General features: G+C 62.2%; 9 protein-coding genes. 5 read left to right on the plus strand and 4 right to left on the minus strand.

Annotated elements, in window-relative coordinates:
- Positions 1 to 159 precede the first annotated feature (159 nt).
- A complete protein-coding gene (gene hppD / locus PDMSB3_RS19035) occupies positions 160 to 1,257 on the plus strand; it encodes a 4-hydroxyphenylpyruvate dioxygenase (protein WP_165187166.1) in 1,098 nt (365 codons plus the stop codon).
- A 157-nt stretch (positions 1,258 to 1,414) separates the two neighbouring features.
- Here hppD and PDMSB3_RS19040 read toward each other — a convergent pair whose 3' ends face one another.
- Positions 1,415 to 1,615 (minus strand): hypothetical protein, encoded by a 201-nt coding sequence (locus PDMSB3_RS19040; protein WP_007179863.1) that lies wholly within the window; start codon positions 1,613 to 1,615, stop codon positions 1,415 to 1,417.
- Positions 1,616 to 1,976: 361 nt separating this feature from the next.
- On the opposite strand from PDMSB3_RS19040, the gene PDMSB3_RS19045 reads away from it, so the two are divergent.
- Positions 1,977 to 5,576, plus strand: a complete 3,600-nt coding sequence (locus PDMSB3_RS19045) for an indolepyruvate ferredoxin oxidoreductase family protein (protein WP_007179864.1) — start codon at positions 1,977 to 1,979, stop codon at positions 5,574 to 5,576.
- Positions 5,577 to 6,028: 452 nt separating this feature from the next.
- Here the strand turns inward: PDMSB3_RS19045 and PDMSB3_RS19050 are convergent, their stop codons facing one another.
- Complete coding sequence (locus tag PDMSB3_RS19050; RefSeq protein ID WP_165187168.1) at positions 6,029 to 8,311, minus strand: NADP-dependent malic enzyme; 2,283 nt, start codon at positions 8,309 to 8,311, stop codon at positions 6,029 to 6,031.
- 311 nt (positions 8,312 to 8,622) lie between these two features.
- Positions 8,623 to 9,855, minus strand: coding sequence for an MFS transporter (locus PDMSB3_RS19055; protein WP_165187170.1), 1,233 nt, complete (start codon positions 9,853 to 9,855; stop codon positions 8,623 to 8,625).
- A gap of 392 nt (positions 9,856 to 10,247) precedes the next feature.
- Between PDMSB3_RS19055 and PDMSB3_RS19060 the strand changes: the two genes are divergently transcribed.
- Positions 10,248 to 10,934, plus strand: coding sequence for an orotate phosphoribosyltransferase (locus PDMSB3_RS19060; protein ID WP_011490079.1), 687 nt, complete (start codon positions 10,248 to 10,250; stop codon positions 10,932 to 10,934).
- A 94-nt stretch (positions 10,935 to 11,028) separates the two neighbouring features.
- On the opposite strand, the gene PDMSB3_RS19065 is transcribed toward PDMSB3_RS19060, so the two are convergent.
- Positions 11,029 to 11,718: a response regulator gene (locus tag PDMSB3_RS19065; protein ID WP_007179869.1), complete on the minus strand. Its 690-nt coding sequence runs from the start codon at positions 11,716 to 11,718 to the stop codon at positions 11,029 to 11,031.
- Positions 11,719 to 11,984: 266 nt separating this feature from the next.
- Between PDMSB3_RS19065 and PDMSB3_RS19070 the strand changes: the two genes are divergently transcribed.
- Both PDMSB3_RS19070 and PDMSB3_RS19075 read left to right on the plus strand, forming a co-directional pair.
- The gene (locus tag PDMSB3_RS19070; RefSeq protein WP_007179870.1) at positions 11,985 to 12,587 is read left to right on the plus strand and encodes a YbhB/YbcL family Raf kinase inhibitor-like protein; all 603 of its coding nucleotides are present in this window, start codon (positions 11,985 to 11,987) and stop codon (positions 12,585 to 12,587) included.
- A 229-nt stretch (positions 12,588 to 12,816) separates the two neighbouring features.
- Positions 12,817 to 13,389 (plus strand): flavodoxin family protein, encoded by a 573-nt coding sequence (locus PDMSB3_RS19075; protein ID WP_007179871.1) that lies wholly within the window; start codon positions 12,817 to 12,819, stop codon positions 13,387 to 13,389.
- Positions 13,390 to 13,556: the final 167 nt, after the last annotated feature.

Genomic DNA, 13,556 nt, shown 5'->3' on the forward strand with positions numbered 1-13,556 from the left:
ATTCGCTATATCGAGCTAAAAAATAGCGTCAGCGTATCGGTACGCGATTAACTTCGCAAGTTTTGGTCGCAGGCAGGCCTTTACACTTGCGCCATTCAGTCGCGCTTACCCGCATACCCCCGCTCGCGCCACGCGCCGGCCCACATGAGGAGACAGACAATGCAGGTTTCAACCTGGGAAAACCCGCTCGGCACCGACGGTTTCGAGTTCATCGAGTACACCGCACCGGATCCGAAGGCGCTCGGCAAGCTGTTCGAACAGATGGGGTTCACTGCGGTCGCGCGGCATCGTCATAAAGACGTGACGCTGTATCGCCAGGGGGAAATCAACTTTATCGTCAATGCGGAGCCGGATTCGTTCGCGCAACGCTTTGCGCGTCTGCACGGCCCGTCGATCTGCGCGATCGCTTTCCGCGTTCAGGATGCCGCCAAGGCGTACAAGCAGGCGTTGGAAAAAGGCGCCTGGGGCTTCGACAACAAAACCGGCCCGATGGAATTGAACATTCCAGCGATCAAAGGCATTGGCGACTCGCTGATCTATTTCGTCGACCGTTGGCGCGGCAAGAACGGCGCCGAGCCGAACAGCGTCGGCAACATCGACATTTACGACGTCGACTTCGAGCCGATTCCCGGCGCGAACCCGAATCTGGTGGGTCACGGCCTGACCTATATCGACCACCTGACGCACAACGTGCATCGCGGCCGCATGCAGGAGTGGGCGGAGTTCTACGAGCGCCTGTTCAATTTCCGCGAAGTGCGCTATTTCGACATTGAAGGCAAAGTGACGGGCGTGAAGTCGAAGGCGATGACTTCGCCGTGCGGCAAGATCCGCATCCCGATCAATGAAGAAGGTTCGGACACTGCCGGCCAGATTCAGGAGTATCTCGACGCGTACCGCGGCGAAGGCATTCAGCACATTGCGCTCGGCACCAACGACATCTATCGCACGGTGGACGGCTTGCGCGCGGCGAACATCTCGCTGCTCGATACCATCGACACTTACTATGAACTGGTGGATCGCCGCGTGCCGAATCACGGCGAGCCGCTGGACGAACTGCGCAAACGCAAGATTCTGATCGACGGCGCGCCCGAAGATTTGTTGCTGCAGATCTTCACCGAAAACCAGATCGGCCCGATCTTCTTCGAGATCATTCAGCGCAAGGGCAATCAGGGCTTTGGCGAGGGCAACTTCAAGGCGCTGTTCGAATCGATCGAACTGGATCAGATTCGCCGTGGCGTGGTGCAGGACAAAGCCTGACGCTCATGGTGGCGCGGGATCGGTAGATACCAAATGAAAAGGGCGAGGATCTCACGATCCTCGCCCTTTTCATTTATGCCGTTGTCTCAAGCGGACCCTGGATGGCTTGGTGGGACAACGGCCGGTTATTCAATCGACACGCTGCACAGGCGGCGTATCACGAATTCTGGTCTTGACCGTCGGCCTTGGTGGATCGCGTGACGCTGCCAAAGGCAATACGTGCGGGCGCCACCTGCGCCGTGCGAGTCACCGCGTTTGACTGCGCCCCTACGCTGCCCGAGTTCGAGCGCACCGGTGCGCTCATGGCAAAAAATGCGGCCGAAACCATCAGGAAGGTCTGGATGTTTCTCGTGTTCATGCGTACTCCTTTTCTAACTACCCTGCTGTCGTGAAGCTCCGCCGAATGCGGAGCGTTGCGCGGACATTGCTCGCAGGTGGGGTGTTAGACAGAAATTTCAACTACGGTTCCGCAGATTTATAGTTTTTACAGCTTGTTACAAGCACACGAGCAGGTGTTGCAGGTGTCGACAGCAAAACGCTGCACGAGCCGGCCAGTATCGCTGCGAAGCCGCCTTTTCTGAAGACCTGCGGCGGGTTTTCACCAGTGCTACCATCGCTTGAAACACGTCAATATGGCGGCCCCGGCCCTCCGCATTCACAAGATGCCGGGGCTCAAAAAAAGTTTTGGTGATCCCAAACTGGTTGGAGGAGTACACATAATGAATGCCCCGCTAGACGCAGGTCAGCGAGCCTCGCTCGAAGCCGCGTTATCTTCCGTCACGCTCGACGACAAATACACCCTCGAACGCGGCCGCGCGTACATGAGCGGCATTCAGGCGCTGGTGCGTCTGCCGATGCTGCAGCAGGAACGCGACCGGGCCGCCGGGCTCAACACCGCCGGCTTCATCTCCGGTTACCGTGGTTCGCCTCTGGGCGGGCTCGACCAATCCCTGTGGAAGGCGAAACAGCATCTCGCCGCGCATCAGGTCGTGTTCCAGCCAGGCGTCAACGAAGACCTCGCGGCCACCGCCGTTTGGGGTTCACAACAAGTCAATCTGTACCCGAGCGCCAAATACGACGGCGTGTTCTCGATGTGGTACGGCAAAGGCCCCGGCGTCGACCGTTCCGGCGACGTCTTCAAGCACGGCAACTCGGCCGGTTCGGCGCAACACGGCGGCGTTCTCGTCCTCGCCGGCGACGATCATGCGGCCAAGTCCTCCACGCTCGCCCATCAGTCCGAACACATTTTCAAGGCGTGCGGCCTGCCGGTGCTGTTTCCCTCGAACGTGCAGGAATATCTCGACTTCGGTCTGCACGGCTGGGCAATGAGCCGCTATTCCGGCCTGTGGGTCGCGATGAAGTGCGTGACCGACGTGGTCGAGTCGTCGGCTTCGGTCGATATCGATCCACACCGCACGAAGATCGTCCTGCCGGAAGATTTCGCGATGCCCGAGGGCGGCCTGAATATCCGCTGGCCGGATCCGCCGCTGGTGCAGGAAGCGCGTCTGCTCGACTACAAGTGGTACGCCGCTCTCGCCTATGTGCGGGCCAACAAACTCGACCGCGTCGAAATCGATTCGCCGCATGCGCGCTTCGGCATCATGACCGGCGGCAAGGCGTATCTGGACGTGCGTCAGGCGCTGACCGATCTCGGTCTCGACGACGAAACGTGCTCGCGCATCGGTATCCGTCTCTATAAGGTCGGCTGCGTCTGGCCGCTCGAAGCGCAAGGCGCGCAGGCTTTCGCGCGCGGCCTCGACGAAATTCTGGTGGTCGAGGAAAAGCGCCAGATTCTCGAGTACGCGATCAAGGAGGAGCTGTACAACTGGCCCGACGCGCAGCGCCCGCGCGTGTTCGGCAAGTTCGACGAAAAGGACGGCGCGGGCGGCGAATGGTCGGTGCCGATGGGCAACTGGTTGCTGCCGGCGCATTACGAACTCTCGCCGGCGATCATCGCGAAGGCCATCGCCACACGGCTCGACAAATTCGACCTGCCTTCCGACGTGCGCGCTCGTATCGCCACGCGCATCGCGGTGATCGAAGCGAAGGAAAAAGCGCTGGCGCGGCCGCGCGTCGAAGCCGAACGCAAGCCGTGGTTCTGCTCCGGCTGCCCGCACAATACGTCGACTAATGTGCCGGAAGGCTCGCGCGCGATGGCTGGCATCGGCTGCCATTACATGACGGTCTGGATGGACCGCGGCACCAGCACGTTCAGCCAGATGGGCGGCGAAGGCGTCGCGTGGATCGGCCAGGCGCCGTTCACGAACGACAAACACGTCTTCGCCAATCTCGGCGACGGTACCTACTTCCACTCCGGGCTGCTCGCGATTCGCGCGGCGATCGCGTCGAAGGCGAACATCACCTACAAGATTCTCTATAACGACGCCGTGGCCATGACGGGCGGCCAGCCGGTCGACGGCGTGCTGACCGTGCCGCAGATCACCCACCAGCTCGCCGCCGAAGGCGCGACGAAGATCGTGATCGTCACCGACGAGCCGGAGAAATACTCGGCGAACGTCGGCCTCGCGCCGGGCATCGACGTCCATCACCGCGACAAGCTCGACGACGTGCAGCGCCAGCTGCGCGAAGTGTCCGGCACGACGATCCTGATCTACGACCAGACCTGCGCGACGGAGAAGCGCCGTCGCAGGAAACGCGGCGCCTATCCGGATCCGGCGCGCCGCGTCGTGATCAACGAGGCAGTGTGCGAAGGCTGCGGCGATTGCTCGGTAAAGTCCAACTGCCTGTCGGTCGAGCCGCTCGATACCGAGTACGGCACGAAGCGCCAGATCAATCAGTCCACCTGCAACAAGGACTTTTCATGCGTGAACGGCTTCTGCCCGAGCTTCGTCTCCGTTGAAGGCGGTCAGTTGCGCAAGCCCAAGGCCGCCTCAGGCATTGTCGGCGACGCGATGCCGCCGGTGCCGGAGCCCGAACTACCGTCTATGGACAGGCCGTACGGCGTGCTGGTGACGGGCGTCGGCGGCACGGGTGTCGTGACGATCGGCGCGCTGCTCGGCATGGCCGCGCACCTGGAGAACAAGGGCGTCACAGTGCTCGACGTCACCGGCCTCGCGCAGAAAGGCGGCGCCGTGATGAGCCACGTGCAGATCGCGAAGAATCCGGCCGACATCCACGCAACGCGTATCGCTATGGGTGAAGCCAGTCTGGTGATCGGCTGCGATGCGATCGTGACCGCCAGCGACGAATGCGTCTCGCGCATGCAGGCAGGCCGCACACGCGTCGTGTTGAACACGGCGCATACGCCGACCGCCGAGCTCATCAAGAACCCGAACTGGCGCTTCCCGGGCAGCAGCACGGAAGCCGATGTGCGTGCCGGCGCCGGCGACGAAGGCGTCGATACGGTCGACGCGAATCACTTCGCCGTCGCATTGCTCGGTGATGCGATCTATACGAATCCGTTCGTACTCGGCTACGCATGGCAACGCGGCTGGGTGCCGCTCACGTATCAGTCGCTGATGCGCGCCATCGAGCTGAACAACGTCCAGGTCGAAAAGAACCGGGCGGCGTTCGAATGGGGCCGCCGTGCAGCGCACGACCTGGCCGCGGTACGCCAGCTCGCGCAATCACAGGGGCGCGGCGCCGCCGCGGAAGCAATGAGCAGCAAGATCATCTCGCTGCACACGCCGAAAGCGCTCGACACGCTAATCGACAAACGCGCCGCGTATCTGACGGCGTGGCAGAACAGCGCGTATGCCGACCGTTATCGCGCGCTGGTGTCGCAGGTACGTGCGGCCGAGTCGGCGCTCGATTCGATCGATGGCCAGTTGCCGCTGACCGAGGCGGTCGCGAAGAATCTGCACAAGCTGATGGCCTACAAGGACGAGTACGAAGTTGCGCGTCTGTACAGCGATCCGGCATTCATCGAAAAGCTGAAGGCGAATTTCGAAGGCGACTGGAAGCTCCACATTCACCTCGCGCCGCCGACGTTCTCGAAGAAGGATGCGAAGGGCCATCTGGTGAAGAAGAAGTACGGTCCCTGGGTCTTCAGCGCAATGCACGTACTGGCCCGGTTCAAGTTCCTGCGCGGCACCGCGTTCGATGTGTTCGGCAAGACGGAAGAGCGCCGTACCGAGCGGGCGTTGATCGTCGAGTATGAAGCGCTGGTGCGTGAGCTGATTGGCGGCCTGACTGCGCAGACGCGTGAGCTGGCCATAGAGCTCGCGAATCTGCCGGACGGCATTCGCGGTTATGGTCACGTGAAGGAGAACAACCTGAAGGGCGTGCGCGTCAAATGGAACGAGTTGCTGGCGCGGTGGCGTTCGCCGGAGACGGGAAAGACGCAACACGCAGCGTGATCGTGTTCGCCTGACCGGATGTGACGCATCGGGCACAAATGGGAAAGGCGGCTGTCCTCGCGGACAGTCGCCTTTTTTGTTTCCGGTTTCGACACGTCATGCATGTGCGCCAGACCGGCGGTACTGCTGGTACTGCTACTTCTTGCAACACAACGGACATTTACGTGGCGAAGCGCAGCGCACGACGACAACAGGGATTGACCAGCCGACTGTTCCGTTACTGTCAGCATGTGCTGCGCTTCAGGAGTCACTTTACAAACGCGTCACGGCCAATCGAATAGGAACATTCCCAAACACACGAAACGAACTAAGAATTATTAGGACGAAGACGCCGCCGACCACGAACGCGCCGCACACGCAAAAAACGCCACGGAATCAACTTCCATGGCGTTCTAGCAGGCTCGTCGCCGGCGCCTCGATGAGGCGCCGCGTCAATCCTCAAGGCATCTGCATTACTTCGCGTTTGCCGGTTTCCGCGCGTTGGCCGAAGCCACCGCCGTCATGTTGATGATCCGGCGCACGGTCGCCGCCGGCGTCAGGATGTGCACCGGCTTTTCCGCGCCCAGCAGGAACGGGCCAACCGTCACGCCTTCACCGCCGATCATCTTCAGCAGGTTGTACGTGATGTTCGCCGCTTCCACGTTCGGCATGATCAGCAGGTTGGCTTCGCCGCTCAGCGTCGTGCCGGGGAACGCGGCCTTGCGCACCGCTTCCGACAATGCCGCATCGCCGTGCATCTCACCGTCGATCTCGAGCGTTGGCGCGCGCTCGACAATCAGCTTGCGAGCCGCAGCCATACGCTGCGACGACGAAGAAGGCGCGCTGCCGAAGTTCGAGTTCGACAGCAACGCGACCTTCGGCGTGATACCGAACTTCTCGATCTCGCTAGCAGCCAGCATCGTCATGTCGGCGAGCTGCTCGGCGGTGGGCGTCTCGTTCACGTACGTGTCGCAGATGAACAGATTGCGGCCCGGCAGCATCAGCAGGTTCATTGCCGCGAAGTTCTGAACGTTCTCCGCTTTGCCCAGCACCTGTTCGATGAACTTCAGGTGCGTGTGGTACTGGCCGATCATGCCGCAGATCATGCCGTCGGCTTCGCCGAGGCGCACGAGGATCGCGCCGATCAGCGTATTGAACTTGCGCATGGCGGCCTTTGCCACGTCCGGCGTCACGCCTTCGCGCGCGCCGAGTTCGTGATAGGCCTGCCAGGATTGCTGATAGCGCGGATCGTCTTCCGGATCGACAACCTCGAAGTCATCGCCGCACTTGAGCTTCGAGCCCATCTTCTTCAGACGCATCTCGATCACCGACGGACGGCCGACCAGAATCGGCCTGGCGATCTTTTCCAGCAGCACGAACTGCGCGGCGCGCAGCACGCGCTCGTCTTCACCTTCGGCGAACACGATGCGCGCCGGTTCCGACTTCGCCGCGGCGAACACCGGGCGCATCACCATGCCCGTGCGATACACGGTCGTGCCGAGTTCTTCGCGGTACGCATCCATGTCCTTGATCGGACGGGTCGCAACGCCAGAATCCATTGCCGCTTGCGCGACAGCCGGCGCGATCTTGATGATCAGGCGCGGATCGAACGGCTTCGGAATCAGGTACTCGGGACCGAATTCCAGCGAGTGACCTTCGTACGCCTTCGCGACTTCATCGCCCTGATCGGTTTCTTCGGCCAACTCGGCGATCGCGCGCACGCAGGCGAGCTTCATTTCTTCCGTGATCGTGGTGGCGCCGACATCCAGCGCGCCGCGGAAGATGAACGGGAAGCACAGCACGTTGTTGACCTGGTTCGGGTAATCCGAACGGCCGGTCGCGATAATGCAGTCCGGACGGACCTTCTTCGCGTCTTCCGGGCGGATTTCCGGCTCCGGATTCGCCAGCGCGAGAATCAGCGGCTGGGTGCCCATTTCGGCGACCATCTCCGGCTTCAGCACGCCTGCGCTCGAACAGCCGAGGAACACGTCGGCGCCGCGGATCGCGTCAGCGAGCGTGCGCGCGCCGGTGTTCGCCGCGTAACGTTCCTTCGACGGATCGAGATTGCCGCGGCCTTCGTAGATCACGCCTTTGGAGTCCGTGACCAGAATGTTCTTCTTCGACAGGCCCAGGTTCACCAGCAGATCCAGACACGCGATCGCTGCCGCGCCCGCGCCGGAACATACGAGCTTCACTTCGTCGAGCTTCTTGCCGACCACTTTCAGCCCGTTCAGGATCGCCGCCGACGCGATGATCGCAGTGCCGTGCTGATCGTCGTGGAAGACCGGAATCTTCATGCGCTCGCGCAGCTTCTTCTCGATGTAGAAGCACTCGGGCGCCTTGATGTCTTCGAGGTTGATGCCGCCGAGCGTGGGCTCGAGCATGGCGATCGCTTCAACGAGCTTGTCCGGATCGGACTCGGAGAGCTCGATGTCGAACACGTCGATGCCGGCGAATTTCTTGAAGAGGCAACCCTTGCCTTCCATGACGGGTTTCGCGGCGAGCGGACCGATGTTGCCGAGACCGAGCACGGCCGTGCCATTGGTGATCACGCCGACCAGGTTGCCGCGCGAGGTGTACTTCTGCGCGTCGAGCGGCTCGTCGTAGATCGCCATACAGGCTGCGGCGACACCCGGCGAGTATGCGAGCGAGAGATCGAGCTGGTTCGACAGCGGCTTGGTGGGGGTGACCGAAATCTTGCCGGGTTTCGGGTTCTGGTGATAGGCGAGAGCGCTTTGCTTAAGTTGTTCGTCCATTTTCTGACCTGCGAGACGTAAGTAATTGAGCCCGGCACACCGCACAATCGGCGTCGCTTACATCTATCGAATGGATAATCGACCGAGGCGGCTTTCGCGTGCGCCGGTTGGGCGTGGCGTCGAACCTCACCGGGGGACGGGACGGTGCGGAGTGCTTAGCGGGTCGATTAGTGTACACCCCGAATGCGTCGATGGACTGAGCGGTTAACGCGGCTCACCATCGGCGAAACAGCGGCCGGCAATGCTGCAGCGCCGCATGCGGCGGGCATGCGCCGCTTGTCATTCGCAGGTCACACGCGTGCTGTTAGCGCTCATTCGAGCTCAGCGCCGCGTCGTTCGGGAATCAGGAAAAGCGTCGCGAAGATGTCGAGCAAGTAGACCGACGCGAGCACGGCGAGCGCCGCGCCGAACGAGTAGCGCGCGGCCAGAGCGCCCACGGCCACCGGTCCGAAACCGCCCACTGCGCGGCCGACATTGAACAGCACGTTCTGGGCGGTGGCGCGTGCATCGGTCGGATAAAGCTCGGAGATCAGCGCGCCGTAGCCACCGATCATTCCGTTGACGAACACGCCCATCGCCGCGCCGCCGATCAGGAGCGCCATTGGCGTGCTCAAGTGCGCGTAGACGAAGACCATCACCACCGCGCCCGCCTGGTAGAACAGAAACGCCGGCTTGCGGCCGAAGCGGTCGGCGGCGATGCCGAACAGCCAGATGCCGCACGCCATGCCGAGAACCGTCACGGCGGTCCACAGTCCGGATCTGGTCAGCGAATAGCCGAAGGTTTTCGACAGATAGCTCGGCAGCCAGATCATCAAACCGTAGTAGCCGAAGTTCTGCACCGAACAGAGAATCGCCACGCCGATGCTGGCGCGCGTGGTGCGACCATCGGCCACCAGCAATTTCAGCGGCAGCTTGCGCATGCCGCGCGCGACGCGCTCGGTAAAGAGCGCCGGCTCCTCGACATGGCGCCGGACAAAGAACGACACCACCGCCGGCAGCAGTCCGAGCGCGAACATGCCGCGCCAGCCGATCAGCGGCAACAACAGCGGTGTCAGCAAGGCCGCCGCCAGCACACCGAGCTGCCATCCCAGGCCGACGTACGACGACACGCGTGCTCGCTGCGACGCCGGCCACGCTTCGGCCACCAGCGTCATGCCAATGCCGAACTCGCCGCCGAGCCCGATCCCGGCGATCGTCCGGTAGATCAGCAGGTCCGCATAGCCTTGCGCCAGCGCGCACAAGCCGGTGAAGACGGCAAAGATCAGGATCGTCCACGTCAGCATGCGCACGCGGCCGAAATAGTCGCTCAACACGCCGAAGATCAGACCGCCCGCCACCGCGCCGATCAGCGTCCACGTGACGAGCGAACCGCCTTGCGCGGAGCTCAGATGCAGATCGGCGGTAATCACGGGGAGCATGAAGCCGAGGATCAGCAGATCGAAGCCGTCCATTGCGTAACCGAGTACCGAGGCGAGCAGCGCGCGGCCGGCGTAGCCATCTTTCGCGGATGCGCGGGTATCGGTGGCGGAAGGGGCGGCGTTCATTGAAAGCATTCCGTAGGTCGAAGGGGCGGCAACGGCAGCAAGCGCCCGAGAAATTCGCGTGAGTGTAAAGGCGCCCCCCGCTGCTCACAAGCGAACCAAAAAGCGCGAGCGCAAGTGCTCGGCCGGCGCGTCCGTTCATTGGACGCCAAGCCTGCGTGCGCAGCGCGGCCGTCATGACCATCATTCACCGCCGGCACGCGCGACGGCCTCCTCCGAAGGGCTCATTTCAGGTAAAATGTCGGCCTACGCGCGCAGCAAAACCGGTCTGCACTCCACTGACCGGCAGCGTATTTGCCTATCAAGGCGCCGCCCAACATGGTGCGGCATACCCCACTTGCTGCGCCACCGGGCCTCGCGCCCGCTTCTCCCCGCTGACACCCAAGGATCCGCCCATGACAGGCTTCGATCGCCAGACGATCTCCGACACGACCGCCAAGATGCTGCTGGAAGTACAGGCAGTGCACTTCAACGCGGAGAAACCGTACATTTTCACGTCCGGCTGGGCGAGCCCGGTTTATATCGACTGCCGCAAGCTGATCTCGTATCCTCGCGTGCGCCGCGGTCTGATGGAAATGGCCGAGACCACGATCCTGCGCGATGTCGGTTATGAACAGATCGACGCGGTCGCCGGTGGTGAAACCGCCGGTATCCCGTTCGCGGCGTGGCTCTCCGATCGCCTGATGGTGCCGATGCAATACGTGCGCAAGAAGCCGAAGGGTTTCGGCCGTAACGCGCAGATCGAAGGCCTGCTGACCGAAGGCCAACGCGTGCTGCTGGTCGAAGACCTGACCACGGATAGCCGCAGCAAGATCAACTTCATCAACGCGCTGCGCACCGCCGGCGCCACCGTGAATCACTGCTTCGTGCTGTTCCACTACAACATCTTCAAGGAAAGCGTGTCGGTGCTGAAAGACATCGACGTCGATCTGCACGCGCTCGCCACATGGTGGGACGTGTTGCGCGTTGCCAAGGAAAACAAGTACTTCGACACCAGGACGCTCGACGAAGTGGAAAAATTCCTGCACGCGCCGGCTGAATGGTCGGCTGCACATGGCGGCGCAACCTCGACGCCGCAATAAGCTTCACCGCCTGACACGGATCGGATAAAAAAGGGCGCCTGTCTTATCGACAGGCGCCCTTTTTCTATCTTCACCTTATAAAACGTGCGCGACGTTAAGACACCCCATCGGGTGCGTCCGTTGAATGCGACGACAGGTTCAGCAAGCCGTTGCTCTGCGCGTACTGGAACAACTCGGAATCCCGCTCGATGCCGAGTTTGCGCATGGCGGTGTTCTTCTGCGTGCTGATCGTTTTGATGCTGCGGTTGAGTTGCTCCGAGATTTCCTTGATCGTCATGCCGGACACGAACAGGCGCACCACTTCCAGCTCACGTTTGGACAACATGACTTCGTCGTTCTTGCCGCCGGCGTTCATGCGCAATGCATCCAGCGACGCCTTGACCGACGGGCTCATGTATTCGAGGTTGCGGCTGACGTGCTGCACCGCGAGCCCGATGTGGCTCAGATCGTCCGACTTGTTGACGACCGACGTTACGCCGAGTTCGCTCAGCCGCTTGAGCAACGCGGCGTTCTCGAGCATCGTCAATACGACGATGGGAAGGTTGGGGAAATTGCGGCGTAGATAGCCGATCAGCGGCAAGCCGTCGCCATATTGGCCGCCCGGCATTGCCAGATCCGTGACGAGCACGTCGCAGGCAATGGTTTGCAGCACCTTGATCAATTCGGTTGACTGTCGTGCACGGGCGACCACTTGCAGACCAGGAAACTTGAGCAAAGCCTGCTCGGCGCCGAACAGAATAACCGGATGGTCGTCAGCGACCACGACCCTGACTGGATCTTGCATTGCCCTCCCTTCGGCAGATAAACCACTCTCCAAAACTTCTGACATGCCTTTGTGTTCTAGTGCTCAAACGAGTGAGGACGCGGCTTGAGTTTCGCGCGGACAATTCCTCCGACTATAGCCGATTCCGGCGCGCAAATTCCACCGGAGTGCGCAACAATGGTGCGTAGCAGAGCTAATGTTAGACTTGATTCGACCTTGAGGCACAAAATAGGGACAATAACTTTCGCGAGTGCAAATGCCTCGCGCCCTCACAGGAGAACCGGCACATGCGCTCGCGTTGCCTGGTCGTTTCCAATGCTTCGCCGTTCCGCCGTTTGCCGTCCCTTCCCTGCGCCATGCTGGGCCTCGCGCTATTGGCAGCGCAAGGGCCGCACGCCTTCGCCGAGGGTGCGTTCGCGTTGACCAGCGCCAGCTTCCACGCGGGCGGCACGGTGGAGGCCGCTCAGGTTTTCAATCAGGGCGACTGCAAAGGCGGCAACCGCTCGCCGCAACTTTCCTGGCGCGACGCGCCGCCCGGCACGCGCAGCTTCGCGGTCACCATGTTCGATCAGGATGCGCCGGGCCGCGGATGGTGGCACTGGTCGGTTGCGGGTATTCCGGCTACGGTCGTCAGCTTGCCGGAGAACGCGAGTGCTTCCGGGTTCCTCAGCAAACTGGGCGCGGTCGAAGCGCGCAACGACTTCGATACCGACGGCTACGGCGGCCCGTGTCCGCCGCCGGGCAAGCCGCATCGCTACATCATCACCGTTTATGCGCTGAGCACCGCCGATCTGCGTCTCGCGCAAGGCCGCCCCGCGCTCATGTTCGACCACGAAATCAGCACGGCCACGCTCGGCAGTGCGCGGATGGTGGTCAGTTACGGACGCTAGGCTCGCGCAACCCCGGCACACGGGCGCCGGCCGGAGCGCGGCCTGGCGCACGGCTTGCATCTGCTTGCAGCCGCTTGCCTCCTATTGCTGCCCGCGCGGAAATTCTGTCATCCGTGCACGCTAATGTGCAGTCAGCCGGCGAGCGTCATGCTTGCCGAAGCAGCGCCGATACAGGTGCGCACCATCGCCGTGCCTGCCCCTCCCTCTTTTCACCTTGCTGGAGAGTGTTATGTCGAAGATCGTCATCGTTTATCACAGTGGCTACGGCCACACGAAAAAAGTCGCCGAGGCCGTGCTCGCAGGCACCGTCGAAGCCGGCGCGGACGCGAAGCTGCTGCCGGTCGGCGAGATCGACGACGCGGCCTGGGCCGAACTGGCCGCGGCCGACGCCATCATCTTCGGCGCGCCGACGTACATGGGCGGCCCTTCCGCCGACTTCAAAAAATTCGCCGACGCGAGCTCGAAGCCATGGTTCGGACAGACGTGGAAGGACAAGATCGCGGCCGGCTTCACCAATTCGGCGACCATGAACGGCGACAAGTTCTCGACGATCCAGTACTTCGTCACGCTGGCCATGCAGCACAGCATGATCTGGGCGGGCACCGGCATGATGCCGTCGAACACCAAGGCAGCGACTCGCAACGACCTGAACTACGTGGGTGGCTTTACCGGACTGCTTACGCAGTCGCCGGCCGACGCGTCGCCGGAAGAAGCACCGCCCCCCGGCGATCTGGAAACGGCGCGCATGTTCGGCGCACGCGTGGCCGCGGTCACGGCGCGCTGGATCGCCGCGGCGCGCTGAAACGCGGATCGAAGCGCAGGTTGCGGCGAACCGGCCGGCATCGGCTTGCATCTTCTGCATAACGGATCACGCCGATGTCATCTTCGGCGTGCATCGTCGTTTTTTCACCCCTTTTGTACGCCCGGCGCCATCAGGTCTTAAAATAGCGTTCCGGCGCGGCGTAGCGC

Source organism: Paraburkholderia dioscoreae (assembly GCF_902459535.1).
Taxonomy (GTDB): domain Bacteria; phylum Pseudomonadota; class Gammaproteobacteria; order Burkholderiales; family Burkholderiaceae; genus Paraburkholderia; species Paraburkholderia dioscoreae.